This is a genomic window from Streptomyces sp. DSM 41931, from assembly GCF_050271085.1.
GTDB classification, from domain to species: domain Bacteria; phylum Actinomycetota; class Actinomycetes; order Streptomycetales; family Streptomycetaceae; genus Streptomyces; species Streptomyces albogriseolus.
In genome coordinates, this window is record NZ_CP189902.1 from 5,254,515 (window position 1) to 5,280,000 (window position 25,486).

Below are 25,486 nucleotides of genomic sequence, written 5' to 3' on the forward strand. Positions count from 1 at the left end.
AGGAGACCGCGATGCGACACACACGCCCACCCCTCCTCCACGCGGCGGCCGCAGTGACCCTGCTGCTGACGGGCCTCGCGGCACCCGTGGTCCTCGCGTCACCGTCCTCCGCGGACGACTTCTCGGGCCAGTGCGAGTACCCCAACGCCCGCTACCCAGGCCGTCCCTGGTCCCTCCAGCGGGTCCAGCTCGACGAGCTGTGGAGCCAGTCCAGGGGCCAAGGCGTCCGGGTCGCCGTCATCGACACCGGTGTCGACGTGCAACACCCGCAACTGAAGGACGCGGTGGACGCGAAGAGCGGCCGCAACCTTCTGCCCAAGGACCTCAAGGACGAGAACGGCGACCCTGTCGAGCGGGGCAGCGAAAAGGGCACCACCGACACCGTCGGCCACGGCACGAAGGTCGCCGGCATCATCGCGGCCCGCCCCGCGACCGGGACGGGCTTCGTCGGCCTGGCCCCCGAAGCGACCGTCATCCCGATCGCGCAGAACGACGCGGAGGGCCACGGCGACACCAGCACCCTCGCCCAGGCGATCCGCCACGCCGTCGATGCGGAGGCGGACGTCATCAACATCTCTCAGGACACCACCGACGCCGCCAAGCCCTCCCCGGACCTGGAGGCAGCCGTGAGCGAGGCTCTGAAGCGCGAGATCGTCGTCGTCGCGTCAGCGGGCAACGACGGAGCCGGCGGCAACGTCAAGAAGACCTACCCCGCCTCCTACGAGGGCGTCCTCGCCGTCGCCGCCTCCGACCGAAACAACGAACGTGCGTCGTTCTCCCAGTCGGGGGGCTTCGTCGACGTGGCTGCTCCTGGCGTGGACGTGATCTCCACAGTTCCGCGCGGAGGCCACTGTGCGGACAACGGAACCAGCTTCTCGGCCCCCTACGTCGCGGCCGTGGCGGCGCTCATCAAGGCCAAGCACCCGGACTGGACACAGCGTCAGGTCGTCGCGCAGATCGAACAGACCGCGGAACGCACCATCGCCGGCCGCGACCGTCTGGTCGGCTGGGGAGTGGTGGACCCCGTGCGCGCGCTCACCGAGGACGACCGGCCGATCGAGTCTCCCCGTCCCCAGGAGGGCCTGGTCAAGGCCGAGGCTCCGGCCGCAGCTGCGCTGCCCCTTGGAGAGACCGCCGACGAACGCAACGCCCGTCTGGCGACCTACGCGACCGTTGGCACGGTGATCCTGGTCGCGGCTCTCGGCGGGACCGCGGTCGCGATACGGGACGCACGCAGACGCGCTCGCGGGAAGGAGAGGCACGCGGAGCACGCCGTGACGTGACGAAGAACTTCGGACACGGTCCCGGCCTCAAGGCCCGCCTACGGTTCCGCCGGGCGAGGGAGCGAAACTCGGCCAGTTGTCAGGGGGTGCGTGGATATGGCAGTTGGGGCTGTCAGCACCCGTTACTAGAGTGGTCCGAAGCGGTTGAGATCGTTCAGAGGTGCGCCCACGCAGAACGGGCGCAGAACCGACCGCGCAACGGGGAGAACGGGGAGGAACGAAGTGGGGCTTCCTGACGAGACGGGCAGCGGCACCGCAGACCTACGTCGCGGCGTCATGGCACTGTCCACGTTCAAGAAGCGTGTGGACGACCTGCTGGCCGCCTTTGACGAGTCGCCGGGCGGTCCGTCCAAGGTCGGATCCCACACCCTGCCGGCCAACGCCTTCGGCAGCGGCGCCTTCCCGGAGGGCAAGCGGCTGCACCTGGAGTACGAACGGGTCCACGAGCGGATCACCGCCCTCTCCAAGCAGTTGGGTCTGCAACTGGAGGCCATGCGCATCGCTGTGCACGGTGTGGACGTCACCTTCGACAATCTAGAGGAGGAACAACGCCGGCGCTTTCACGAGATCCGGCTTGAGGTCAACCAGACGCGTGAGGGAATGCTCGACCAGCAGGTCAAGAGGGACAACCGAGCCGATCACACCGACGCGGGGTACTGATGAGCGGGCACGAGAAGAAGCCGGACCCCTTCCTGGAGGAACGCCAGGAGGCCCGGCAACAGAACGGCGTCCTCGACGCGGTCACGGACATGACGCGGCTCTCCGCTCCGTTCGGCCCCTTCCACCACCGGGGACTCCACTTCGGCTCCACGAATTTCGAGGGTTACGACCTCAACGACATGGTCGACATCGTCGAGTCGGCCAGCCCTGAACTGCTGGAGTCGGCGGCCGAGGCCCTCGTCCAGGCACGAGACGCCATCCGGACAGCGGCGGAGGAACTCCAGAAGGACATCGGCGGCGTCGACTGGAAGGGCGAGTCCAGAACCGCCTTCACCAAGTGGGCGGACAGTCTCGTCAAGACCGCGGAGGGCATCGCCGACTACGCCGATGTCGTCGGCACCCAGGTGATGGCGGCGAGTTCCGGCCTCGCCTCGGTCCGCAAGTCCATGCCCCCGCGCGACAACCGCACCGCCCGCACGACGGTCGACGACATCCCCGAGGCCGCACAGGTCGATGGCAACCCCGAGTACACGGCGGCCCTCAAGGCGGAGAAGGACCGCCAGGAGGCGATCAACCAAATGTACCGCCTGGCGTCGTACTACACGGTGTCGGCGGACACGATGCAGTCGGCTGAGGAACCGGTGTTCCCGAAGATGCCGGATGTGGGGGTGCCGGCGCCTGCGACCACGCACAAACCAGGGCCCAGGGACGGTGGTCAGCAACCGCTCACGACTCCGGGCGACTCGCGTGTGTCGTCTGGGGAATCGCGCTTCGCCTCAGCCGAACGCCCGCATGCGGAGCAGCCACCGCTCCTTGCGTCCGGCGCGCACCTCGACATGCCGCCGAGGCAGCCTGTGGGCACAGAGATCAACAGTGTCGGCACATTGCCTCCGCAGGAGGTCGTGAAGCTGGCCACTACCTCACCGGTGACGAACGTTTCCACGGGCCAGCAGGTCGGGCCACCCCCTCTGGGCCCGGGCATGGTGCCACCCGCTTCTCCCTCGGGGACGGGGCGTGTGGCCCGTCCCGGCGGCAAACCCTTGTCCAACACCCCTCCCCCGGCGCAGGGGAGAGCCGCTGGCGCTACAGGAAGCGGGTCGGCAGCTCGCACGGGACCTGCACCCCTGGGGCAGGGAGTGCGGGGCGCCGCACCCGGACCGGTGGGAGGCCGTGTGACGGGTCCAGTGGGGCCGATGGGACAAATGGGGCGCGGTGTCCTACCCGGACAGGCAGGAGTCCAAGGGGCCGGTCCTGTGGCGAGAGGTGTCGTCGGCGGTGTGCCCGCGCCTGCGGGCCCCCTACCAGGACACCTTGGCGGTGCACCCCGTAACCCCGCAAGTGCTCCTGGAACAGCACGGCCCGGGCGTGGCGGCCCAGGCAGCAGTGGCGACGGTGTTGTTGGTGGTCGGCCGGTCACGGGCGCCACACCAGTCCGCAACAGCCCCAGGCTGCCGCGCGGCACGGTCATTGGCGGAGGGGGCGTCTCCGATGTACCCCCGACGGGGCTGGGCACGGGTCAGCGCGGGGTGATCGGCGCTCCTCCGTCGGTGTCGACCAGGGCGCAGGCGGCCCGCCGTCCCGTAGCCGACTACGACGGGGTCGTGGGCGCTTCCGGTGCGAGAGTCGCCGGTGCCCAGGGTAACGGTGGCCGCCGTGATGCCGCGGCCCAACGTGGGGTTGTGGAGAATCGGAGCTCCGCGGCGAACCGCTCTCGCCGCGACGAGCGCCGCCGCGATGTATCGGCGACCGACTGACCAGCAGACGAAGGACAGACAGAAGCATGGTGGTGTACAGGCTCGGCCGACACGTCAGGCGGAACGCGATTCTCAAGGCAAGAAGATGGGGCGCGACTGTCTGCTCGGCGCTCGGAGCTGCTGCGGTCCTGTTGGCGAGTCTGACTCCCGGTGCCGTGGCTGCAGACGCTCAGTCGCAGCAGTGGTACTTGTCGGCGATGAAGACCGTCGAGATGTGGAAGACGAGCACCGGCGAGGGAGTCAAGGTCGCCGTGATCGACTCGGGGGTCAATCCGGACACTCCTTCGCTCCGAGGCCAGGTCGTCACCGACGAGGGAGTCGCTGGCGTCACGTACAAGGCGACCGAGGATTACGAGGGTCACGGGACGACCATGGCCGAGCTGATCGCCGGCACTGGAGCCGGTGGCGGTCTCAAGGGGCTGGCTCCGGGAGCGAAGATCGTGCCTTACCGGATCCATCTGAAAGGTCTGGGAGAAGCTGAGGCGAAGAGGGCTCCTGACCTGGCGGACGTCATCAGAGCAGTTGCCGACAGCGACGTGAAGATCATCAGCATGTCCTTCGGCAAGGACGTGGACACCGAGGACGAACTGAAAGCGATCAAGTACGCCCACACCAAGGGAAAGCTGATGTTCGCCAGTACGGGTAATGACGCCGAGCGGAACAGCCGTATCGGATACCCGGCGGCCTATCCCTACGTGGTGGGCGTCGCCGCATCCGATGAGTCCGGGAAGGTGGCGAAGTTCTCCGAGCACGGCAACTACGTCGACCTGGCGGCTCCAGGGATGAACATGCCGGGTTGGTGCGACAACTCGTTTCGGTCGTACTGCGACCAGGGCGGCACGAGCGCGGCCACCGCCCTCACCTCCGCCTCAGCCGCCCTGGTCTGGTCCGCCCACCCCGACTGGACCGCGAACCAGGTCCTCAACAGCCTCATCGAGACGGCCGGGCGTGACTGGGCCAGGGACGATCCGAGTACGTACCTCGGCTACGGCCTGATCCGTCCCCGCAAGGTGCTCGAGGACAAGAACTTCGATCCGGGCCCGGCGGACACCGACCCCCTCGCCCGGGAGAACGCCGTGGGCCTGCTGGACGAGTCGGGTAAGCCGGTGACACCCTCGCCCGCTCCCTCGAAGGGAACGGCGACACCCTCCCCCGGCGCCGAGGACGACAGAACGCCAGCAGTTGCCTCCGACACTGGTTCCTCCGGCAACGCCACTTTCTGGGTCGCTGTGGGAGCCGCAGCGGCGGTCCTCGTGGTCGGAGTGGGCGCCTTCGCCGTGATCCGGTCACGGCGAGGCGCGTGAGGAGCCGCACGGAGCAGCAAGCCGCCACAGGGAGAGCACGACCACCACAGGTGCCGCTTCACACGGCACAACCGATCTCACGGAAGGGACCGCCGACATGGCTGAAGGCCGTAAGTTTTACGAGGCCCAGGTACAGACGCTCCAGACGAACGTCATCGACCGGTACGACTCCATCAGGCAGTCGCTGGCGAAGCTCCAGGGAACGATCGACATGATCGAGAAGCACTGGACGGGCCAGGGTGCCATCGCGTTCGACAAGAAGCAGACGGAGATCAACGGCCACATGGCCGCGATCGGCCGGATGCTCGATGACTTCCTCGAGGGCATCGACCTGAACAAGAAGGACAAGCGGAACCTCGAGAGCCAGATCGAGGCCGACATCACCAAGATCTCGGTGGACGACCTCGGTGGAAAGACCTCGGCGCTGAGCAGTTACTGAGGCGAGTCACCCACCACCGACCGGTTTTCGACGAAACGAGGAACACATGTCCGGAGCCCACTACGACGAGCTCGCCGTCACATTCGGCACGATGGACGCACTCGCCACCGAGCTCGGCGACCAGGCCAAGAGGCTCGAGGAGGATCTCGAGGCGCTCAAGAAGGCAGTGCTCGACGCAGCCGCGGGCTGGGGCGGCGAGGCGTACGAGGAGTTCACCAAGAAGACCAAGGAGTGGGACCGCCACGCCAGCGGCATCCACCAGGCCCTCGTCAGCATCGCCCAGCGCGTCGGCACCGCCGGCGGTGACTACCGCGGCGGTGACCTGAAGGGCGCCAGCTACTTCATGTAGACCGAGGGCGGAATAGGGCGCCCGACACGGTCCGGCGCTTGCGGAGCAACGACCAGGGTGGACACGCGCGGGAGGTGTCCACCCTGTCGTCTCTTCAGCACCTGCTCCAGACGTGGACAGCCATTCGCCCCCGTCCAGTGAAGGCTTTGACCGCGGCGCCGGTCTCTCCGTCTGACAGGTTGACAATCCGACCGGCGTGCGGACCGCAGGAAGGCCAGTTCGGAGCACGTACGACGGCTTTGACATTCCACCCGAAGTGCCGGTCAGTGATGTCTACGCAGGAATCGCAGGGGTATGTGGAGCCCGGCGAGGGCATGACGGAAAGGCTCGCAGGCCCTCTGGTTCAGGACGGGCAGCCGAGCTTTTTCTTGTACGCTTCGAAGTAAGGTGGTCCCAGCTTTTCCAATAGCGATTGGGACTTGCTGTTCCATCGAAGATCGTTGACCGCAACGACCACAGTGTCGCCCTCTTCGCTGACCCCAGGACATGAAATAGCGGTACCAACGCCAAAATTCCATGAGGCATATTTGCCTCCCTGGAAATAGCGGATGCCCTTCAGGTCGGAGAACTCGAAGTAGTCCTGTAGCGTGTATCCACTTCTGTGCCAGTCGGCGTCACTGACCACGGAGTCGTTCCCGTCGACGTACATGTGGCAGAACTGGCCCTCTTCGAGGGTGAATTGACCGGCGTCCTGCTTCAGGTCGTCGCCGTCCTCGAGTAGGGTCTCGAGAATCTCTTTATTCGCAGGGATGCCGCAGATGTTATCCGGGATCGGATAGGAAGGGCCCTTACTCTCAGAAGTACAAGCGGTGAGTGAAAGCGTGCACAGGAGGGCGCCGACGAGCGCTCCGTGCGAATGCGAGGGCATGTGGCCGTTCAATCTCATGTGCCGTCTCCTGAAGAATTCCACTGAGCGCCGTCGGAGTGACTCATGCCGGCTGCCGTCCGAACTGCTCGGTCGATGGCGTCCATGGTTTCCTGGTCGAACTCTTGATGGTGTTGGAAGAAACTGTTCACGGCCTGGGAGGAAGCCTGCATCGCCGCAATCCGACCCTTTGAGTACTCCTTGCCTGCAGCGTGTTGCGCCTCGTCCGTAGTGTCCGCCTCGACACTCTTCACAACGCTCGCCGTGACGTCTTCGACAAGCCAGTTGACCGGCTCCGCCGCGACGGAGAACGGGGGTGGAATGGCACCCGTTCCCAATCCAAGGAACCGGCCGACCCACTTCGCGTTGTTGGCAACCGCCTCGTTGTACTCCGCGTCTGAAGCAGTGTGATAGTCGTAGATCGCATCGGCTCGTGAGTTGCTCATGATTCCCGCGATGGCGGCGCCCGGCGCGACCAGATGGCCCACGCGGGAGTCGTCCTCCGCGGTGAGGCCCTTCGCCTCCGCCTCCAGGAAATCGTGGACGACGGTTGTGGTGTAGGCCTGCTGCGCGGCGGTGATGGCGCTGTATGCGTCCGGATCTTGGCCTACGAGCCCGAGGAACCTCTGAGCCTGACCGGATTCAAGGCTGGCAGGCGCGCCGTTGACCGGGAACACCTTGCTGTCGGCGCTCTCCAGGTACATCGACCGCTGGAAGTCGCCCATGTAGTCGGCCGCGATGTTGCCCAAGCTGTCCCGCAGGGCGTACAGCGGCCCGGTTTCTTCGTCCTTCAGGTCCCCGTTCATGTTGTGCGTCAGCAGATCCGGATTTTTGGCGAACTTCTCCACAATGTCGTGGACCAGTTCCGCCTGCGCCTTGCTGTGCTTGACCGACGGATCGACCACGTCGCTGTCGTACGGACGCCCCGTCGTGGCCGCCTCCAGAGCATGGCCCAAGGCGTTCGGGCCGTGATTGAGGGCCTTGGCCGATGCCTCGGAGTCATGCAGGACGTTGGCCGTGTTCCTGTCGATCGTCCACTCGAAGTCCTTGCCGGTGAAGAGGTCGAGATAGGACTTGAAGTCCGTCTTGGCCCCGGACTTGATTGTGCCGTCCTCGTTGTACGCCGTCGGCTTCTCCGTGAAGAACTGCTCGGCCGCCTCAGGGCTGTGGCCCAGCGCCTCCAGCACGCTGTTCAGCGGGTCGTTGCCGCTGCCCAGTTTCCCGGACGGGTTGAAGCCGTAGCGATCGTCGCTGCCGGCGGGCTTGTTGGAGAGGAACCGCTGCGGATCATCCTGATGCAGCTGGGTGATGTGCTCCGCGATCGGAGTCAGGAACGCCGGATCGTAGTTCCCGTAGCGGAGCAGTCCGCCCAGGACCTGGTAGCCGTACGGCTTGCTCCACATGCCGCGCTCCCACTCGATCTCCTGGGTGCCCAGCTTGCGGAACTCCGAACCCCACCAGGAGGGAAGGTGCTGCCGGTCGCCGCGGACACTCTGCGGGGTGTAGGGATCGGTGGCGTTGGCCAAGGCGTGGCCCATGTACTTCTGCAGGTCCTGCACCGCGGCCAGACGGGTCTTGGAAGCGTCCTGGCCGGTGCCGTCGGACGACAGGGCGGCGTAGAACTCGAGCGTCTGCCGTGGTCCGCCCAAGCCCTCGAAGAACTCCGTCGCGAACTCGCCGTCCCGCTCCCGCCCGTTGTGACGCAGCAGCCTGTTCAGCTCCGCCAGTTCGCGGTCGGACATGTCCTCGCGCTTCTTGGCGAGCTCCAGGGCGCGCTCGACCTGGGCGTCGTTGAGGGAGTCGTACTTCGCGTGGCCGGCGTTGTACAGGTCGCCGCCGTGTGCCCGCTTGAGCGCCAGCTTGGCGGAGACGTCGATGTCGTGCGCGTGGGCGACCTTCCGGGTGATGGAGTCGGCGTAGTGCTGCCGTTCCGCCTTCGTGTCGTCCTTACCGTCCTTCCCCTTCTTGGCGTCGGCGCCCGATTCGGGCCGGACGCCCACACTCACCGTGCCGTCACCGTTGTCCTGAACGGTGTAGCCTTTCTCCTTCGCCTCGGCGGTGAGTGCGCGCACGCCCTTCTGCAGTCCCACCAGTTCGCGGTGGGCATCCTCCAGAACCTGGAAGATGCTGTTGGCCTCCGTGTGAAGGTCCGCAAACTCCTTGACGGTCTTGTCCACGAACTTCCGCGTAACGCCGGCGTTCACACCCTCCCAGCGAGCGCGGTCGGACTTCTTCTTGAGTCCGTCACGGGCATCGGTCTCAAGCTGCCTCAGGCTGCTGACCACCTTCTGCCAGTCCGACACCGCGGTGCCGAGTTTGCCGAGGTCGACCTGCATCAGATCGCCGTAGCTGATGGACATATCTGACCCTCCCCCGTCCTACTTGAAGTACTTCTCGAGCTCCGAGGCGGGCAACGCGGTGCCGTCACGTCGCATGATGGACGCGGCGATCTCGGCGTCGTCGTTGGCGTGCAGCTTCTTGCTGAAATCCAGGTGGTTGGAGATATGGGCGCAGGCCTGGCGGACCGCCTTCACCTGGCTCTCCCAGACGGACAGGGTCGTCATGAGTTCGTCCCCCATGGAGAATCCGGACGCGGACAGCGTCGTCGCCGCCTGGTGCGTGGAACCGGCGTGGTCGGAGTTCATGCCGGCGCCCGCGACGTCCACCTTCTTCACGAGGTCGCCGTGCAGGACGAAGGCATCGTGGCCCACGGCACCGAGGTCGTCCTGGTGTGCGACCAGGTCAGGCTTGCCGCCACCGGGTCCTTGGGCCGGCGCTCCGTTCATCTGCATGTGCGCCGGCGGCCGGTCGGCAGCCCGAGACTTCAGCTGCTCCCACTCGTCCCATGCCATGGATCCGCTCCTCCTCGGCGTCAGCCGAACTCAGCCGTACCACTTGCCTGCCCTGCACAGACTCCACCAGGAACCACATCGGTCCCCGCCCATCAGAACCTCTCCTCCTCCACCAGCGCCGTCTGCACCAGCGGCCGCCCCCTGCGCCGGGAGACGAACACGCCCCGGCCCGCGGGCATCGGCCGCGGTCGGACCCCGCCCAGCACGTCGCCCTCGCCCGGGTCGCCCGACAAGACGACGCCCTGCGCGCCCAGTTCCTTGATGCGCTGCATGAACGCCTCGTACGAGGCGCGGCTCGCGCCGGCCGTGGACCGCGCGATGACGAAGCGCACGCCCACGTCCCGTGCGAAGGGCAGGAGTTCGGTGAGACCGCTGAGCGGATTGCCGCTCGACGTGGCGACGAGGTCGTAGTCGTCGATGACCACGTACACGGTCGGGCCCCGCCACCAGGACCGGTCCCGCAGTTGCTGCGGGGTGACCTCGGCGGTCGGGGTGCGCCGCTTCATCAGGTCGGCCAGAGCCACCATATGGTGGTCCATTGCGTTGGACATCGGAATGTACTCGGCGAGGTGGGAGTCAGGGGTGACGCCCAGAAGCGAGCGCCGGTTGTCCACGACGAACAGCTTGCACTCGTCGCCGGGGTAGCGCGTCGTCAGCTGCTTGATCAGCAGGCGGAGCAGATTCGACTTGCCGGACTCGCTCTCCCCGAAGATCAGGAAGAACGGATCGTGGTCGAAGTCGACGAACACCGGCTCGAGGTTGTTCTCATCGAGCGCGAAGGCGACACCGCGCTGCGGGAACCGGTCGCCCGGGGGCAGATGGCCGGCGGGCAGCTCACGGGGCAGCAGACGGACCTCGGGAGCTCCCGGTGCCTGCCAGTGCCGGGACACCTCCGCCGCGAGCGCGGCCGTGGCGTCCGCGAGTTCGGTGTCGGACTTCAGGCCGTCGATGCGCGGCACGGCCGCCATGAAGTGCAGCTTCTGCGGCGATAGACCACGCCCGGGCACGCCGGTGGGGACGTTCGCAGCCACCTTGCGGTCCAGCTCGGAGTCCATGGGGTCGCCGAGACGCAGCTCGAGCCGGTTGAGCAGGTTGTCCTTCAGGGCGGACCGGACCTCCATGGAACGGGAGGCCGAGAGGATCAGGTGGACGCCGTAACCGAGTCCGCGAGCGGCGATGTCGAGGATTACCTGATCGAGTGCTTCGTAGTCGGCGCGGAAGTTACCCCATCCGTCGATGACCAGGAAGACGTCGCCCCAGGGCTGGTCGGTCACCGAGATGTCGCCGCGGGCGCGTCGGGCACGGAACTCGGCGATCGAGGAGATGCCCGCAGCGCGGAAGTACTCCTCGCGGCGGTTCAGGACGCCGTACACCTCCGCCACGGTGCGTCGCACCTGCTCCGGATTCAGCCGGGAGGCGACACCGCCGACGTGCGGCAGGCCGGCCACCGCGGACATGCCGCCGCCGCCGAAGTCCAGGCCGTAGAACTGCACCTCGTGCGGGGTGTGGGTGAGGGCGAAGGAGCAGATCAGCGAACGCAGCAGGGTCGACTTGCCGGACTGCGGACCGCCGAGAATTTGCATGTGTCCGGCCGCACCCGAGAAGTCCACCCACAGCGGGTCACGACGCTGCTCGTACGGCTTGTCGACGAGGCCGACCGGGACCACCAGGCGCCCGGCACCTTCGTAGCCGGGCTGGGTGAGGCCCCGCCCCTCCACCGTGGCGAGACCGGGCAGCAGGCCGTCGAGTGACGGCGGGCTGTCCAGCGGCGGCAGCCAGACCTGGTGGGCGGCCGGGCCCTGTGCCTCCAGCCGGCGCACGATGACGTCCAGCACGGTGTCCGCCAGCGCGTCGTCCCTCTCGTCGGCGCCGTCCGCCGCGTCGGTCCGTTGCCGCGGCACCCGTACGTACTGCACCGGCACCTCCGCTGCCGTGAACAACGCCGGACGCCTGTCCACCGGCAGCGGCCCGTCCGCGGATGCGTCCCGCCGCCCTCCGGGACGGTAGACGCCCGAGACGTACGCCGCCTTGAACCGCACCATCTCGTCCGTGCCGAACTTCAGGATTCCCGACCCCGGCTCCTTCGGCAGTTCATACGCGTCCGGCACGCCCAGGGCCGCACGCGACTCGGCGGCGGAGAAGGTGCGCAGACCGATGCGGTACGACAGGTAGGTCTCCAGGCCGCGCAACCGTCCTTCCTCCAGCCGCTGCGAGGCCAGCAGCAGGTGCACGCCCAGCGACCGGCCGATGCGGCCGATCTGCACGAACATGTCGATGAAGTCCGGCTTCGCGGTGAGGAGTTCGCTGAACTCGTCGATGACCAGCAACAGGGACGGGATGGGCTGGAGCGGTGCGCCCGCTGCCCGGGCCTTCTCGTAGTCGTGGATGTTGGCGTAGTTGCCCGAGTCTCGGAGCATCTCCTGACGGCGGTTCAGTTCGCCGCGGATGGAGTCGGCCATGCGGTCGACCAGCGTCAGGTCGTCCGCCAGGTTGGTGATCACGGCTGCCACGTGCGGCATCTGCGCCATCCCGGCGAAGGTGGCACCGCCCTTGAAGTCCGCCAGGACGAAGTTCAGCGTCTCCGAGGAGTGGGTCACCGCCAGACCCAGCACCAGAGTGCGCAGCAGCTCCGACTTTCCGGAACCGGTGGCGCCGACGCACAGACCGTGGGGGCCCATGCCCTCCTGGGCCGCCTCCTTGATGTCCAGCATCACCGGGCGCCCGTCCTCGCCGACGCCGATCGGCACCCGCAGCCGTTCCGCCTGCGACCGTGGTCGCCAGGTGCGCCGGGTTTCGACGGAGGCGGCGTCGCCCAGATTCAGCAGGTCCGTGAACTCCAGGTTCGCCAACAGGGGTTCGTCGTCGTCACCGCCGGACGCCACCCGCAGGGGAGCCAGTTGCCGGGCCAGCGCCTCCGCGGATGCGTACGATAGGGCGTCGGGCTTCCCCTCGTAGACCGCGCCGTGCGCCGACTCCAGGTACAGCGTGTGCGGCCGGACGATCACGGAGAGGTCACCGTGGGCGGCCGTCGGCTCCCCCTCGGTCACCTCGATGACCGTCACGCCCTGCAGGCCCTCAGGGTTCGCCAGCAGGGACGTCGGCGGCAGGGACACGCCGTCGAGCACGACGACGACGTGCGGAGTGTCGGGGAGAGGCGCGGCGTTCGGGTGGAATCGGGGACGTCCGGTCAGACGAGGGGCCAGCAGGCCCTCGAGTTCGAGCGGTTCACCACCGATCAGACGGCGGGACCCGGCGCCGTCAGTGAGGCCGGGAAGCTGCACGTGCGGCAGCCACTTGGCCCACTCCCAGTGCGCCTGCGCCTCACGTCCCGCTGCGACCGCGAGGACCAGGTCCTCGGGAGAGTGCAGGGAGGCTAGCGAGCCGGTCAGGGCCCGGGCGCAGGACCGTACAGATTCTGGGTCGCCGCCGAGCACAACGTGGGAGAAGGCGCGCAACGAGACCGCCATCGGTAGATCGTCCAGAGTGCTGTGCATCGCGACGAACCGCTGCATCGCACCGGCTGTGAGCGGCTCCAGCTGATCGACCGGACCCGTCTCGGGAGCGACCAGCGGGGTGGCCAGGGACTGCGGACCCAGCCCGATGCGCACCTGGGCGAAATCCTCGTCGTTGGGCCGCCGTTCCCACACTCGGCTGCCCTCGGCGACCAGTGCCCACAGTTGCTCGGGTGAGGGGTGGAGGTAGTACTGGGCGTCCCGCTGCGCCCGCGCCGTCTCCTGGGTGGTTCGACGGGTCCGCGACAGGTAACCGAGGTAGTCGCGGCGCAGATCGGCGAGCTGGCCCTGGGATCCGCGACGGAAACGGACCACCATGGCGACCGACATGGCGATCGTCGACGCGATCATCACCATGCCCATGATGCGCATGAACGGCTGCCCGCTGGTGAAGAAGAAGACGACCGAACCACCCATACCGAGGGTCGGCAGCAACTGCATCAGGACGCTTTCCTGGTGCCCGCGCGGCAATTCGGGCGGCGGCTGCACGACGACCTCGCTCGTCGGCACCTCCGGCGGTAGCGCCCGAGGCGGACGCTTGACGACGATCTGGCTCACTGCGCACCAATTCCCTTGCCGACCCGCTGGGTTTGTCGTCCGCCTCCCCGTGTCGGACGGACGAGGGCCACCGCGTGATCCTACTGAGCACACCCTGCGGAGGTGGGCGGTAGGGTGCCGGAGGTTCGCGTGAGCACACGTCGGCCCGGAAGGGCGTACAGCGCTCCGCTCGATGTGACGGGGACGTGAGCACGGCGAACTCGGGTGGAAGCGCGTCCTGTCGTCCCGTCCGCGCTGGGCGGCGAGGAGGAGACGTGAACCGTCACACACCAGCGGACACAGCATTACTGAGGGGGAGCAGAAGGTGAGCACGACGGCCTCCACAGCGGCCACCGGCACCGGCGGACCGAGCCGGGGAGCCCTTTCCGGGGCGGTGACGGGGCTCGGGTTCTGCCGTGTGACCATCGTCGCCCCCGACAGCCGGGTCGATATGGCGCTCCCCGACGACGTACCGGTCGCCGACCTCTACCCGGAGATCCTCCGACTCTCCCGGCAGACCCCGGCCGAGGGAGCTCCGGTCGGCTACCACCTCGTGCGCCGTGACGGCACCGTCCTCGACAGTTCCCGCTCCTTCGCGGCGCAGCGCATTCTCGACGGGGAACTCCTGACCCTGCGTCCCTTCTCCGAATCGCTGCCGCCGGCCGTCGTCGACGACGTCTCGGAAGCGGTCGCCTCCGCGGTGTCCCGGGACCGGTCCCTGTGGGACGGCGACCTCACGCGGGTCGCGGGTCTGGTCGGCGGCGGTGTGCTGCCCGCCCTGCTGGCCTTCGTCGCCTGGACCGCCGATCCGCGGCACGACATGCACAGCCTGCCCGGCGTTCTCGCCGGCGTCGCCGGTCTCCTACTCGTGGTTCTCGGCTGCGTCCGCGCCCGCGTCTACGACGACCGGACCGCAGCTGTCGCGCTGGGCCTAGGTGCGCTGCCCAACGTGGGCGTGGCGGGCTCCGGTCTGCTGTCGCTGTCCGACGGGCAGGGCATCGGGAAGCTCCAGTTCCTGCTTGCCTGCGCGGCCGTACTGGTGGCCTCGGTCGTCCTCACTCTGTGTTCCCCTCGGGGCGACGGTCCGTTCGTCGCCTTCGCGGTCGCCTCGGGCCTAGGACTGCTCACCTCCTTCGCGGCGCTGCTCGGGAACTGGACCCCGGCCGAGACGGCCGCCCTGTGCGCCCCGGTCGCCATCGGCGCCCTCGCCTTCTTGCCGGGCATCTCCCTGCGCTTCGCCAGGCTCCCCATCGGCTTCGACATGCCGGACACCGCCCCGGGCAGTGCCTACGGAGCCGACCCCGTGCCCCACGAACCGGTGGACGCCGAGCGCATCCGGGCTCAGGCCCGGCGCGGTCACGAACTCCTCGTAGGACTGGTCGGCGGGTGTTCGCTGGTGGCGGCGGGTGCGGCCCTGGTGCTCGGCTTCTCCGGCGGGCTCTGGGCACAGTTGCTGGCCCTCGCCACGGGCGTGGCTCTGCTGATGCGCGCGCAACTGTTCCGCTACACCGCGCAGGTCGCCACACTCCTCGCCGCGGGGCTTGCTTCCTTGGTCATGCTCGGCCTGGGCCTCGCGCTCAACCCGCCCGACGCCCTGGTCCGGGACGCGCTGGCGGGGGACCGCGCCGGCCTCGACCTGCGCGCGGTCTGGCTGGTCGCCGCCATCGCCGCGGCGGCCGCGCTGATCACCGCCATCGGTCTGAAGGCGTCCCGCAGCGGACCCACACCCTTCTGGGGCCGGTTCCTCGAGATCGCGGAGGGCTTCGTCCTGCTGACGCTGGTGCCTCTGGCGTTGGCTGTCTTCGACGTCTACACCACGGTGCGGTCCCTGACCGGATGACCCGACGATCGGATGACCCGACGCGGCGCCCGACGGATCCTCGTCGGGCGCCGTGTCTGCAGGCGGACGACTACGCCTCGCCCTCCGCCGGCTCCAGGTCGAACTCCCCGTCGCGCGCGCCCAGCACGAACGCGCGCCACTCGGCCTCCGTGTACCGGAGCACGGTGTCCGGGTCGAGGGAGGAACGCATGGCCACGGCGCCGCCGGGCAGGTACGCGATCTCCACCCGCTCCTCGTGCTCCTCCGTGCCCGGCGCGCTGTGCCACTCGACACCGGAGATGTCGAGGGCGTAGAGCTCGTTCTTCTCCCGCTCCTTGCGTGCCTTGATCTCCTCAGCCGTCTCCGCCATGCCCCAGCGACCCCTTCCCGACGTACGATCGATCCGAGCGTTCACCCTAGTGGCCCGCCCCTTCCCTCCTGACGGGTTCGACCGACCGGGAGGAGGAGGCCCGTCGCCACCTGGTACTCTGGGCGACGGCCGTTTGTGTACGCACCCCCGGAGCCGCTCGCTCTGGAGGCCGCGCCCAGCGGATCCCCGCCTTCCGAGTCATGGAAGACCCCCCGAGAAGCAGACCGGGGGCACTCGGTGGCCACTCACAGATCACGAGGAGTACGCGTGTCGCTCGACGCCGCAGTGAAGAAGCAGATCATCTCCGAGTTCGGCACCAAGGAGGGTGACACCGGCTCCCCCGAGGTCCAGGTCGCTCTGCTGTCCCGTCGGATCTCCGACCTGACGGAGCACCTGAAGACCCACAAGCACGACCACCACTCCCGCCGTGGCCTGCTGATCCTCGTCGGTCAGCGCCGCCGGCTGCTGCAGTACCTCGCCAAGAAGGACATCCAGCGCTTCCGTGCGCTGGTCGAGCGCCTCGGCATCCGCCGCGGTGCGGCGGGCGCCAAGTAAGACGCCGTGGAGGGAGCGGTTCCCGGGACAAGGGGGCCGCTCCCTTTGCTGTACGTGCGGAGTGTCACCACGCCTTTGTAGTGTGGTAGCACAACGCAGGAACGCAAGAACGCAAGAACGCAGGATCTACGACTCAGGGTGATGTCCCGCGCCGCATCGGGTATGCGAACCACGGACATCACACCGGACGTCACCCGACGTCCACACCGGACGTCACCCGACGTCCCCCCGTACGAGGGGAAGCGCACCTCGCCGCCGCCGGTCCTCGGTAGTGGCCCCCGGGAGAGTGAACCCCGGGTGCTTCGATCGAAGACCGGCCCGCACCAGTGGAGCGCTTCTCCGCCCCGTCCCTCCGCCACACGGGCGAGCGGGACGAAAGACGACAAGTAACGGAGAAAACGCTGGTGGAGAACGAGACCCACTACGCCGAGGCCGTCATCGACAACGGCTCCTTCGGCACCCGCACCATCCGCTTCGAGACGGGCCGCCTGGCCCGTCAGGCCGCCGGCTCCGCCGTGGCCTACCTGGACGACGACACCATGGTGCTGTCGGCCACCACCGCTTCCAAGAACCCCAAGGACCAGCTCGACTTCTTCCCCCTCACGGTGGACGTCGAGGAGCGGATGTACGCGGCCGGGAAGATCCCCGGCTCGTTCTTCCGCCGTGAGGGCCGTCCCTCCGAGGACGCCATCCTCACCTGCCGTCTGATCGACCGCCCGCTGCGCCCGTCCTTCAAGAAGGGCCTGCGCAACGAGATCCAGGTCGTCGCCACGATCATGGCGCTCAACCCCGACCACCTGTACGACGTCGTGGCGATCAACGCCGCGTCCGCGTCGACGCAGCTGGCCGGCCTGCCCTTCTCCGGCCCGATCGGCGGCGTCCGCGTCGCGCTGATCCGCGGTCAGTGGGTCGCCTTCCCGACGCACACCGAGCTCGAGGACGCCGTCTTCGACATGGTCGTCGCGGGCCGCACCCTGGAGGACGGCGACGTCGCGATCATGATGGTCGAGGCCGAGGCCACCGAGAAGACGATCAAGCTCGTCGAGGGCGGCGCCGAGGCGCCGACCGAGGAGGTCGTCGCCGCCGGTCTGGACGCCGCGAAGCCCTTCATCAAGGTGCTCTGCAGGGCCCAGGCCGACCTCGCCGCGAAGGCCGCCAAGCCGACCGCCGAGTTCCCGATCTTCCTCGACTACCAGGACGACGTCCTGGAGGCGCTCACCGCGGCCGTCAAGCCCGAGCTCGCCCAGGCGCTCACCATCGCCGGCAAGCAGGAGCGCGAGGCCGAGCTGGACCGCGTCAAGCAGCTCGCCGCCGAGAAGCTCCTGCCGGAGTTCGAGGGCCGCGAGAAGGAGATCTCCGCCGCGTACCGCGCGCTGACCAAGTCCCTGGTGCGCGAGCGCGTCATCAAGGAGAAGAAGCGCATCGACGGCCGCGGTGTCACCGACATCCGCACCCTGGCCGCCGAGGTCGAGGCGATCCCGCGCGTGCACGGCTCGGCGCTGTTCGAGCGCGGCGAGACCCAGATCCTGGGTGTCACCACGCTGAACATGCTGCGCATGGAGCAGCAGCTGGACACCCTCTCCCCGGTGACCCGCAAGCGCTACATGCACAACTACAACTTCCCGCCGTACTCCACCGGTGAGACCGGCCGCGTCGGCTCCCCGAAGCGCCGCGAGATCGGTCACGGCGCCCTCGCCGAGCGCGCGCTCGTGCCGGTGCTGCCGACCCGCGAGGAGTTCCCCTACGCGATCCGCCAGGTGTCCGAGGCCCTCGGCTCCAACGGTTCGACGTCCATGGGCTCCGTCTGCGCCTCCACCATGTCGCTGCTGAACGCCGGTGTGCCGCTGAAGGCCCCCGTCGCCGGTATCGCCATGGGTCTGATCTCCCAGGAGATCGAGGGCGAGACGCACTACGTCACCCTCACCGACATCCTCGGTGCGGAGGACGCCTTCGGCGACATGGACTTCAAGGTCGCCGGCACCAAGGAGTTCGTGACCGCCCTCCAGCTCGACACCAAGCTGGACGGCATCCCGGCCTCCGTCCTGGCCGCCGCTCTCAAGCAGGCCCGTGACGCCCGCCTCCACATCCTCGACGTGATGATGGAAGCGATCGACACGCCGGACGAGATGTCCCCCAACGCGCCGCGGATCATCACCGTGAAGATCCCGGTCGACAAGATCGGCGAGGTCATCGGCCCCAAGGGCAAGATGATCAACCAGATCCAGGAGGACACCGGCGCCGAGATCACGATCGAGGACGACGGCACCATCTACATCGGCGCCTCCGACGGCCCGGCCGCCGAGGCCGCCCGCGCCACGATCAACGGCATCGCCAACCCGACGATGCCCGAGGTCGGCGAGCGCTACCTGGGCACGGTCGTCAAGACCACCACCTTCGGCGCGTTCGTCTCCCTGCTCCCCGGCAAGGACGGTCTGCTGCACATCTCGCAGATCCGCAAGCTGGCCGGCGGCAAGCGCGTGGAGAACGTCGAGGACGTCCTCGGCGTGGGCCACAAGGTCCAGGTCGAGATCGCCGAGATCGACTCCCGCGGCAAGCTCTCCCTCATCCCCGTGATCGAGGGCGAAGAGGGCGACGAGACCAAGAAGGACGACGCCGACAAGTGACGTCCCGTAGCGCCAAGGCGACGGCCCGCACCTCCTCGGAGGCGCGGGCCGTCGCCCGTACCCAAACCCTCATCAAGGGCGAGAACGGCATCGGCACGGTCCGCAGGACCACCCTCCCGGGCGGACTGCGCATCGTCACCGAGACCCTGCCCTCGGTCCGCTCGGCGACCTTCGGCATCTGGGCCCACGTCGGCTCCCGCGACGAGACCCCGGCCCTGGGCGGCGCCACCCACTACCTGGAGCACCTGCTCTTCAAGGGCACGGCCACCCGCTCCGCGCTGGACATCTCCGCCGCCGTCGACGCCGTCGGCGGCGAGATGAACGCGTTCACGGCCAAGGAGTACACGTGCTACTACGCGCGCGTGCTCGACACCGACCTGCCGCTCGCCATCGACGTGGTGTGCGACATGCTGACCAGCTCGGTGATCCGCGAGGAGGACGTCGACGTCGAGCGCGGCGCCATCCTCGAAGAGATCGCGATGACCGAGGACGACCCGGGCGACTGCGTGCACGACCTGTTCGCGCACACGATGTTCGGCGACAACCCCCTCGGCCGCCCCGTTCTCGGCACGGTCGACACGGTCAACGCCCTCACCGCCGACCGCATCCGCCGCTTCTACAAGAAGCACTACGACCCCACACACCTGGTGGTCGCCTGCGCGGGCAACGTCGACCACAACAAGGTCGTCCGCCAGGTCCGTGCCGCCTTCGAGAAGGCCGGCGCGCTCAAGGACCCTGAGGCGCTGCCGATCGCCCCGCGCGGCGGCCGGCGTGCCCTGCGCACCGCCGGGCGCGTCGAGCTCGTCGGCCGCAAGACGGAGCAGGCGCACATCGTGCTCGGCATGCCGGGCCTCGCCCGCACCGACGAGCGGCGCTGGGCCCTCGGCGTGCTGAACACCGCCCTCGGCGGCGGCATGTCCTCCCGGCTCTTCCAGGAGGTCCGCGAGAAGCGCGGCCTGGCCTACAGCGTGTACTCGTACACGTCGGGCTTCGCCGACTGCGGTCTGTTCGGGGTGTACGCGGGTTGCCGGCCCTCCCAGGTGCACGACGTGCTGAAGATCTGCCGCGACGAGCTGGACCAGGTCGCCGAGCACGGGCTGCCCGACGACGAGATCGAGCGGGCCATCGGCCAACTCAGGGGCTCCACCGTCCTCGGCCTGGAGGACACCGGCGCGCTGATGAACCGTATCGGCAAGAGCGAATTGTGCTGGGGCGAGCAGATGTCGGTCGACGACATGCTGTCCCGGATAGCCTCGGTCACCCCGGACGACGTGCGCTCGGTCGCCCGGGACATCCTGGGACGGCGGCCCTCCCTGTCGGTCATCGGCCCGCTGAAGGACAAGCAGGCGTCCCGGCTGCACGAGGCCGTCGCCTGACCCACCCCGGCACCACACCCGGTAAGGAAGCAACAGACATGAGCAAGCTGCGCGTGGCGGTCCTCGGCGCCCAGGGCCGGATCGGCTCCGAGGCGGTACGGGCGGTCGAGGCCGCCGAGGACATGGAACTGGTCGCCGCCCTCGGCCGGGGCGACAAGCTGGAGACCCTCGCCGAGACCGGCGCCCAGGTCGCCGTCGAGCTGACCACCCCCGCCTCGGTCATGGGCAACCTCGACTTCTGCGTGCGCCACGGCATCCACGCGGTGGTCGGCACCACCGGCTGGACCGACGACCGCCTCGCACAGCTCAAGGGATGGCTCGACCAGTCCCCGGAGACGGGCGTGCTCATCGCCCCGAACTTCTCCATCGGCGCCGTGCTGACCATGAAGTTCGCGCAGATCGCCGCCCCGTACTTCGAGTCCGTCGAGGTCGTCGAGCTGCACCACCCCAACAAGGTGGACGCCCCCAGCGGCACCGCCACGCGCACCGCCCAGCTCATCGCCGAGGCCCGCCGCCAGGCCGGCAGCGCCCCCGCCCCGGACGCCACGACCACCGCCCTCGACGGCGCCCGCGGCGCGGACGTCGACGGGGTTCCGGTGCACGCGGTCCGGCTGCGCGGTCTCCTCGCCCACCAGGAGGTCCTGCTCGGCGCGGAGGGCGAGACCCTCACCGTCAGCCACGACTCCCTGCACCACAGCAGCTTCATGCCGGGCATCCTGCTCGGCGTGCGCCGCGTGGTGACCACTCCCGGCCTCACCTTCGGCCTGGAACACTTCCTCGACCTGAACTGAGCCGGTCCCACCCCCATGCGCGCCAAGATCTCCTACGCCCTCACGGCCGCCGTCCTGGTCGTATACTTCGTCCTGGTCGGCAGCCGCGGAGTGCTGCTCATCAAGGCCGGCACGCTCCTCACGGTCACCTTCGGGGTGGCCGTGCTGATCCTGCCGGTCATCGGTGTGTGGTTCCTCTGGAAGAACACCCAGTTCGTGCGGGACGCCAACCGGCTCGCGGCCGAGCTGGACGCCGAGGGCGGCCTGCCCGTCGACACCCTCAGGCGGCTGCCCAGCGGCCGCATCGACCGCGAGTCGGCCGACGAGGTCTTCGCGCTGCGCAAGGCCGAGACGGAGGACGCGCCCGACGACTGGCGCAGCTGGTTCCGGCTCGCCGTGGCCTACCACGACGCCCGGGACACCCCGCGCGCCCGCAAGGCGATGCAGCGGGCCATCGCCCTGCGCAAGACCGCCTCCTGAGCACGGAGGCGGGTTTCAGGCGCGCAGACACGCGTCCGCCGTCAGGCCCGCCCGTACTCGTCCGTCCACGCCTCGACCGTGTCGGCCGCGCGGTCGAAGGCCAGCGGGTCGCGCCCCAGGAAGTCCGCGTTGTGGGAGGTCAGCAGCGGCGCCGGCGCCTCCGCCGAGCGTCCCCGCCGGTTCATCACCAGCGCCTGCCCCTGCACGGTCCGGGGCAGCCCCAGCCAGCGCACCGGCTGCTGCACCGTACGCACCGACACGACCTGGTCCCAGGCCGTCGTACGGGTGCTGACGAAGGCCACGTGACGCAGCCCGCGGGCGCTCACCCACACCCCCATGCGCAGCAGCCGCAGCGCGGCCACCAGGAGGACCAGCGCGAACGCGAACACGGTGGCGGCCGACGCGGGCGTGGCCGTCGCCGCGATGATCACCGAGGAGAACAGCACGAACGAGGCGAGCAGCAGCACGACCGCGGCCGCTGCCACCCGCCAGGGGCCGGGCCGGTAGGGACGCCGCCAGCGGTCCCGGTCGTCGTACGGCAGCGCGACGTCGTCCGTCGTGTCGAAAGCGCGGTCGGCCGTCAGGAAGGGCAGGGGCACGGTGGTCCTCACTCGATCCATGCAGGGGCTGTGCCCGGTGAGGCTATCGACCTGTGTCGGCCGTCACCACCCTCGGGGGTCCGGACGGCCCCGCGTCCGCGCCGTAGAGTGGGCGGCGCCCCAGAAGTGATGGAAGGACCCTCCGCGCCGTGACCGACACCCCTGCCGACGACCTCAAGCCGAGTTTCCGCAGCGATGTGACCGTCGAGCTGGTGAAGCACACCGCGTCCGACGCCGACGTGCTGTTCGCCGCCCGCGTCTCGACCCTCGGCGAGCAGTCCCTGGACGAGCTGCAGAAGGACCCCGAGCGGTCCAAGGGCCTGATCAACTACCTGATGCGGGACCGGCACGGCAGCCCGTTCGAGCACAACTCGATGACCTTCTTCGTCAGCGCCCCGATCTTCGTCTTCCGCGAGTTCATGCGGCACCGGGTCGGCTGGTCGTACAACGAGGAGTCGGGCCGCTACCGGGAGCTCCAGCCGGTCTTCTACGTCCCGGACGCCGACCGCAAGCTGGTGCAGGAGGGCCGCCCCGGCAAGTACCGCTTCGTCGAGGGCACCGCGGGCCAGCAGGAACTTGTCGGGCGCGCCATGGAGGACTCGTACCGGCAGTCCTACGAGGCGTACCAGGAGATGCTGGCCGCCGGCGTGGCCCGCGAGGTCGCCCGCTCCGTGCTCCCCGTCGGCCTGTACTCGTCGATGTACGCGACCTGCAACGCCCGCTCGCTGATGCACTTCCTCGGCCTGCGCACCCAGCACGAGCTGGCGAAGGTGCCGTCCTTCCCGCAGCGGGAGATCGAGATGGTCGGCGAGAAGATGGAGGCCGAGTGGGCCCGCCTGATGCCGCTCACCTACGCCGCCTTCAACGCCAACGGACGCGTCGCCCCGTAACGGAGCCCTCCCGCCCCCCGGCGCGGCAGGCGAGCACAGATGTACGCATCAACCGTGCGAAGTGTCCGTATTGCGGCATTTCACGAAGTTCATCTAGCCTGATCAAACGGGCCCGGCACTGCCTGAACCCCCGAGCAGGCAGTGCCGGGTCCCCCTTCGCCCCCCTCCGGCGCCTCCCCCGAGGGAAGACCCCGACCTGAGCAACGAGTAGCGTGTAACCCATGGCTCCGACCTCGACTCCGCAGACCCCCTTCGGGCGGGTCCTCACCGCCATGGTCACGCCCTTCACGGCGGACGGCGCACTCGACCTCGACGGCGCACAGCGGCTCGCCACCCACCTGGTGGACGCAGGCAACGACGGCCTGATCGTCAACGGCACCACCGGCGAGTCCCCGACCACCAGTGACGCGGAGAAATCGGATCTCGTACGGGCGGTCGTGGAGGCGGTCGGCGACCGGGCCCATGTCGTCGCCGGTGTCGGCACCAACGACACCCACCACAGCATGGAGCTGGCCCGCGCGGCGGAGCGCGCCGGCGCCCACGGCCTGCTGGTCGTCACGCCGTACTACAACAAGCCCCCGCAGGAGGGCCTCTACCGGCACTTCACGGCTGTCGCCGACGCCGCCGAGCTGCCCGTGATGCTCTACGACATCCCCGGCCGCAGCGGCGTCCCGATCAGCACCGAGACGATCGTCCGCCTCGCCGAGCACCCGCGGATCGTCGCCAACAAGGACGCCAAGGGCGACCTCGGCCGCGCGGGCTGGGCCATCGCCCGCTCCGGGCTCGCCTGGTACTCCGGCGACGACATGCTCAACCTGCCGCTGCTCTCCATCGGCGCCGTCGGCTTCGTCTCCGTCGTCGGCCACGTCGTCACCCCCGAGCTGCGCGCCCTGGTCGAGGCGTACACCTCCGGCGACGTCCAGAAGGCGACCGAGATCCATCAGAAGCTGCTCCCCGTCTACACGGGCATGTTCCGCACCCAGGGCGTCATGACCACCAAGGCGGCGCTCGCGCTCAAGGGCCTCCCCGCAGGCCCCCTGCGCGCCCCCATGGTCGAGTGCACGCCCGAAGAGATCGAGCAGCTCAAGATCGATCTTGCCGCGGGCGGGGTACAACTCCAGTAATCAGACTTCGCGCGCCCCGGGCGCGCAGATCGACTCCACAACTGAATACGCGGGCCACCGGTGCCCGCATTTCCCAACCACAACTGCTTCTGCACGAACGTCATGCGCGCCACGTGCCCCACCGGTACGTGGCGCGTGTGGTGAGGAGAGTCTTTTGAGTCATCCGCATCCTGAACTCGGCGCGCCTCCGCCGCTTCCCGAAGGCGGCCTGCGGGTCACCCCGCTCGGCGGCCTCGGCGAGATCGGCCGCAATATGACGGTCTTCGAGTACGGAGGCCGTCTGCTGATCGTCGACTGCGGAGTGCTCTTCCCCGAGGAGGAGCAGCCCGGAATCGACCTGATCCTGCCCGACTTCTCGTCCATCCGGGACCGTCTCGACGACATCGAGGGCATCGTCCTCACTCACGGTCACGAGGACCACATCGGCGGCGTCCCCTACCTCCTGCGCGAGAAGCCGGACATCCCGCTGATCGGCTCCAAGCTCACCCTCGCCCTCATCGAGGCCAAGCTCCAGGAGCACCGCATCCGCCCGTACACCCTCCAGGTCGCGGAGGGGCAGCGCGAGCGCATCGGCCCCTTCGACTGCGAGTTCGTGGCGGTCAACCACTCCATCCCGGACGCGCTGGCCGTCGCCATCCGCACGCCCGCCGGCATGGCGGTGCACACGGGCGACTTCAAGATGGACCAGCTCCCGCTGGACCGCCGCCTCACCGACCTGCACGCGTTCGCCCGGCTCAGCGAGGAGGGCATCGACCTCCTCCTCTCCGACTCCACGAACGCCGAGGTCCCGGGCTTCGTCCCGCCCGAGCGCGACATCTCCAATGTGCTGCGCCAGGTCTTCGCCGGCGCCCGCAAGCGGATCATCGTGGCCAGCTTCGCCAGCCACGTCCACCGCATCCAGCAGATCCTGGACGCGGCCTACGAGTACGGGCGCAGGGTCGCCTTCGTCGGCCGCTCCATGGTGCGCAACATGGGGATCGCCCGCGACCTCGGCTACCTGAAGGTCCCGCCGGGCCTGGTCGTGGACGTCAAGACGCTCGACGACCTCCCCGACAGCGAGGTGGTCCTGGTCTGTACGGGGTCCCAGGGCGAGCCGATGGCCGCGCTGTCCCGCATGGCCAACCGCGACCACCAGATCCGCATCGTCGACGGCGACACGGTGATCCTGGCGTCGTCGCTGATCCCCGGCAACGAGAACGCGGTCTACCGCGTGATCAACGGCCTGACCCGCTGGGGCGCCGACGTCGTCCACAAGGGCAACGCCAAGGTGCACGTCTCCGGACACGCCTCGGCCGGCGAGCTGCTGTACTTCTACAACATCTGC

At 68.7% G+C, this 25,486-nt stretch carries 21 protein-coding genes (1 of these 21 running past the window's edge); 14 read left to right on the plus strand and 7 right to left on the minus strand.

The annotated features are described in order from the left end of the window. The first annotated feature begins 11 nt into the window (after window positions 1-11). Together mycP and ACP7TJ_RS24355 are read left to right on the plus strand one after the other, a co-directional pair. Complete coding sequence (gene mycP / locus ACP7TJ_RS24350) at window positions 12-1,283, plus strand: type VII secretion-associated serine protease mycosin (protein WP_380799393.1); 1,272 nt, start codon at window positions 12-14, stop codon at window positions 1,281-1,283. Window positions 1,284-1,559: 276 nt separating this feature from the next. After that, on the plus strand, window positions 1,560-1,943 hold the full coding sequence (locus tag ACP7TJ_RS24355) for a hypothetical protein (protein ID WP_367426937.1): 384 nt from the start codon (window positions 1,560-1,562) through the stop codon (window positions 1,941-1,943). Here ACP7TJ_RS24355 and ACP7TJ_RS24360 read toward each other — a convergent pair. Beyond that, a complete protein-coding gene (locus tag ACP7TJ_RS24360) occupies window positions 1,922-2,521 on the minus strand; it encodes a hypothetical protein (RefSeq protein WP_367426939.1) in 600 nt (199 codons plus the stop codon). The two genes, ACP7TJ_RS24355 and ACP7TJ_RS24360, sit on opposite strands and share 22 nt — an antisense overlap. A 1,202-nt stretch (window positions 2,522-3,723) precedes the next feature. On the opposite strand from ACP7TJ_RS24360, the gene ACP7TJ_RS24365 reads away from it, so the two are divergent. From ACP7TJ_RS24365 to ACP7TJ_RS24375, 3 genes are all read left to right on the plus strand, one after another. After that, window positions 3,724-5,001 (plus strand): S8 family serine peptidase, encoded by a 1,278-nt coding sequence (locus ACP7TJ_RS24365; protein ID WP_427765322.1) that lies wholly within the window; start codon window positions 3,724-3,726, stop codon window positions 4,999-5,001. A gap of 97 nt (window positions 5,002-5,098) precedes the next feature. Beyond that, window positions 5,099-5,440 (plus strand): WXG100 family type VII secretion target, encoded by a 342-nt coding sequence (locus tag ACP7TJ_RS24370; protein WP_367426942.1) that lies wholly within the window; start codon window positions 5,099-5,101, stop codon window positions 5,438-5,440. 46 nt (window positions 5,441-5,486) lie between these two features. After that, window positions 5,487-5,789 carry a WXG100 family type VII secretion target gene (locus ACP7TJ_RS24375; RefSeq protein WP_367426944.1) on the plus strand — a complete coding sequence of 101 codons (303 nt, stop codon included), beginning with the start codon at window positions 5,487-5,489 and terminating at the stop codon, window positions 5,787-5,789. Window positions 5,790-6,132: 343 nt separating this feature from the next. On the opposite strand, the gene ACP7TJ_RS24380 is transcribed toward ACP7TJ_RS24375, so the two are convergent. From ACP7TJ_RS24380 to eccCa, 4 genes are all read right to left on the minus strand, one after another. Beyond that, window positions 6,133-6,675: a hypothetical protein gene (locus ACP7TJ_RS24380; protein ID WP_427765327.1), complete on the minus strand. Its 543-nt coding sequence runs from the start codon at window positions 6,673-6,675 to the stop codon at window positions 6,133-6,135. After that, the gene (locus ACP7TJ_RS24385) at window positions 6,672-9,014 is read right to left on the minus strand and encodes a DUF6571 family protein (protein WP_367549021.1); all 2,343 of its coding nucleotides are present in this window, start codon (window positions 9,012-9,014) and stop codon (window positions 6,672-6,674) included. The genes ACP7TJ_RS24380 and ACP7TJ_RS24385 overlap by 4 nt, the downstream gene beginning before the upstream one ends. A gap of 18 nt (window positions 9,015-9,032) precedes the next feature. Beyond that, a complete protein-coding gene (locus ACP7TJ_RS24390; protein WP_367426950.1) occupies window positions 9,033-9,506 on the minus strand; it encodes a hypothetical protein in 474 nt (157 codons plus the stop codon). Window positions 9,507-9,598: 92 nt separating this feature from the next. Continuing rightward, window positions 9,599-13,576, minus strand: coding sequence for a type VII secretion protein EccCa (eccCa, locus tag ACP7TJ_RS24395; protein WP_427765331.1), 3,978 nt, complete (start codon window positions 13,574-13,576; stop codon window positions 9,599-9,601). Between the two features lie 304 nt (window positions 13,577-13,880). On the opposite strand from eccCa, the gene eccD reads away from it, so the two are divergent. Next, on the plus strand, window positions 13,881-15,395 hold the full coding sequence (gene eccD, locus ACP7TJ_RS24400; RefSeq protein WP_427765334.1) for a type VII secretion integral membrane protein EccD: 1,515 nt from the start codon (window positions 13,881-13,883) through the stop codon (window positions 15,393-15,395). 70 nt (window positions 15,396-15,465) lie between these two features. Here the strand turns inward: eccD and ACP7TJ_RS24405 are convergent, their stop codons facing one another. Continuing rightward, entirely contained in the window at window positions 15,466-15,744 is a 279-nt protein-coding gene (locus ACP7TJ_RS24405; RefSeq protein WP_320586930.1) for a DUF397 domain-containing protein, read from the minus strand. Window positions 15,745-16,011: 267 nt separating this feature from the next. Here ACP7TJ_RS24405 and rpsO point away from each other — a divergent pair, with 267 nt between their 5' ends. From rpsO to ACP7TJ_RS24430, 5 genes are all read left to right on the plus strand, one after another. Further along, on the plus strand, window positions 16,012-16,299 hold the full coding sequence (gene rpsO, locus ACP7TJ_RS24410; RefSeq protein WP_006130415.1) for a 30S ribosomal protein S15: 288 nt from the start codon (window positions 16,012-16,014) through the stop codon (window positions 16,297-16,299). 404 nt (window positions 16,300-16,703) lie between these two features. Next, on the plus strand, window positions 16,704-18,923 hold the full coding sequence (locus tag ACP7TJ_RS24415; protein ID WP_093764886.1) for a polyribonucleotide nucleotidyltransferase: 2,220 nt from the start codon (window positions 16,704-16,706) through the stop codon (window positions 18,921-18,923). Then, the gene (locus ACP7TJ_RS24420; protein ID WP_167744071.1) at window positions 18,920-20,299 is read left to right on the plus strand and encodes a M16 family metallopeptidase; all 1,380 of its coding nucleotides are present in this window, start codon (window positions 18,920-18,922) and stop codon (window positions 20,297-20,299) included. Before ACP7TJ_RS24415 ends, ACP7TJ_RS24420 begins: the two co-directional genes overlap by 4 nt. Window positions 20,300-20,337: 38 nt before the next feature. After that, window positions 20,338-21,090 (plus strand): 4-hydroxy-tetrahydrodipicolinate reductase, encoded by a 753-nt coding sequence (dapB, locus tag ACP7TJ_RS24425; protein ID WP_427765340.1) that lies wholly within the window; start codon window positions 20,338-20,340, stop codon window positions 21,088-21,090. A 15-nt stretch (window positions 21,091-21,105) separates the two neighbouring features. Continuing rightward, the gene (locus tag ACP7TJ_RS24430) at window positions 21,106-21,549 is read left to right on the plus strand and encodes a hypothetical protein (RefSeq protein WP_093764889.1); all 444 of its coding nucleotides are present in this window, start codon (window positions 21,106-21,108) and stop codon (window positions 21,547-21,549) included. A gap of 41 nt (window positions 21,550-21,590) precedes the next feature. On the opposite strand, the gene ACP7TJ_RS24435 is transcribed toward ACP7TJ_RS24430, so the two are convergent. Further along, the gene (locus ACP7TJ_RS24435; RefSeq protein WP_427767455.1) at window positions 21,591-22,148 is read right to left on the minus strand and encodes a hypothetical protein; all 558 of its coding nucleotides are present in this window, start codon (window positions 22,146-22,148) and stop codon (window positions 21,591-21,593) included. 149 nt (window positions 22,149-22,297) lie between these two features. On the opposite strand from ACP7TJ_RS24435, the gene thyX reads away from it, so the two are divergent. The 3 genes from thyX to ACP7TJ_RS24450 form a co-directional block, all read left to right on the plus strand. After that, window positions 22,298-23,038 (plus strand): FAD-dependent thymidylate synthase, encoded by a 741-nt coding sequence (gene thyX, locus ACP7TJ_RS24440; RefSeq protein WP_093764891.1) that lies wholly within the window; start codon window positions 22,298-22,300, stop codon window positions 23,036-23,038. Window positions 23,039-23,259: 221 nt separating this feature from the next. Next, the gene (gene dapA / locus ACP7TJ_RS24445; protein ID WP_093764892.1) at window positions 23,260-24,162 is read left to right on the plus strand and encodes a 4-hydroxy-tetrahydrodipicolinate synthase; all 903 of its coding nucleotides are present in this window, start codon (window positions 23,260-23,262) and stop codon (window positions 24,160-24,162) included. A gap of 154 nt (window positions 24,163-24,316) precedes the next feature. Next, window positions 24,317-25,486, plus strand: the 5' portion of a protein-coding gene (locus ACP7TJ_RS24450) for a ribonuclease J (RefSeq protein ID WP_093764893.1). It continues 516 nt past the right edge of the window; 1,170 of the gene's 1,686 nt are visible here — the first part of the coding sequence; its start codon is at window positions 24,317-24,319; its stop codon lies off the right edge, out of view.

Bases quoted from the DNA above. Each gene is read 5' to 3' on its own strand.
- ACP7TJ_RS24370 (WP_367426942.1), top strand. From the start codon at position 5,099: ATGGCTGAAGGCCGTAAGTTTTACGAGGCCCAGGTACAGACGCTCCAG.
- ACP7TJ_RS24385 (WP_367549021.1), bottom strand. From the start codon at position 9,014: ATGTCCATCAGCTACGGCGATCTGATGCAGGTCGACCTCGGCAAACTC.
- ACP7TJ_RS24355 (WP_367426937.1), top strand. From the start codon at position 1,560: ATGGCACTGTCCACGTTCAAGAAGCGTGTGGACGACCTGCTGGCCGCC.
- dapA (WP_093764892.1), top strand. From the start codon at position 23,260: ATGGCTCCGACCTCGACTCCGCAGACCCCCTTCGGGCGGGTCCTCACC.
- ACP7TJ_RS24390 (WP_367426950.1), bottom strand. From the start codon at position 9,506: ATGGCATGGGACGAGTGGGAGCAGCTGAAGTCTCGGGCTGCCGACCGG.
- ACP7TJ_RS24380 (WP_427765327.1), bottom strand. From the start codon at position 6,675: ATGAGATTGAACGGCCACATGCCCTCGCATTCGCACGGAGCGCTCGTC.
- ACP7TJ_RS24405 (WP_320586930.1), bottom strand. From the start codon at position 15,744: ATGGCGGAGACGGCTGAGGAGATCAAGGCACGCAAGGAGCGGGAGAAG.
- ACP7TJ_RS24375 (WP_367426944.1), top strand. From the start codon at position 5,487: ATGTCCGGAGCCCACTACGACGAGCTCGCCGTCACATTCGGCACGATG.
- ACP7TJ_RS24365 (WP_427765322.1), top strand. From the start codon at position 3,724: ATGGTGGTGTACAGGCTCGGCCGACACGTCAGGCGGAACGCGATTCTC.
- dapB (WP_427765340.1), top strand. From the start codon at position 20,338: ATGAGCAAGCTGCGCGTGGCGGTCCTCGGCGCCCAGGGCCGGATCGGC.
- mycP (WP_380799393.1), top strand. From the start codon at position 12: ATGCGACACACACGCCCACCCCTCCTCCACGCGGCGGCCGCAGTGACC.
- ACP7TJ_RS24430 (WP_093764889.1), top strand. From the start codon at position 21,106: ATGCGCGCCAAGATCTCCTACGCCCTCACGGCCGCCGTCCTGGTCGTA.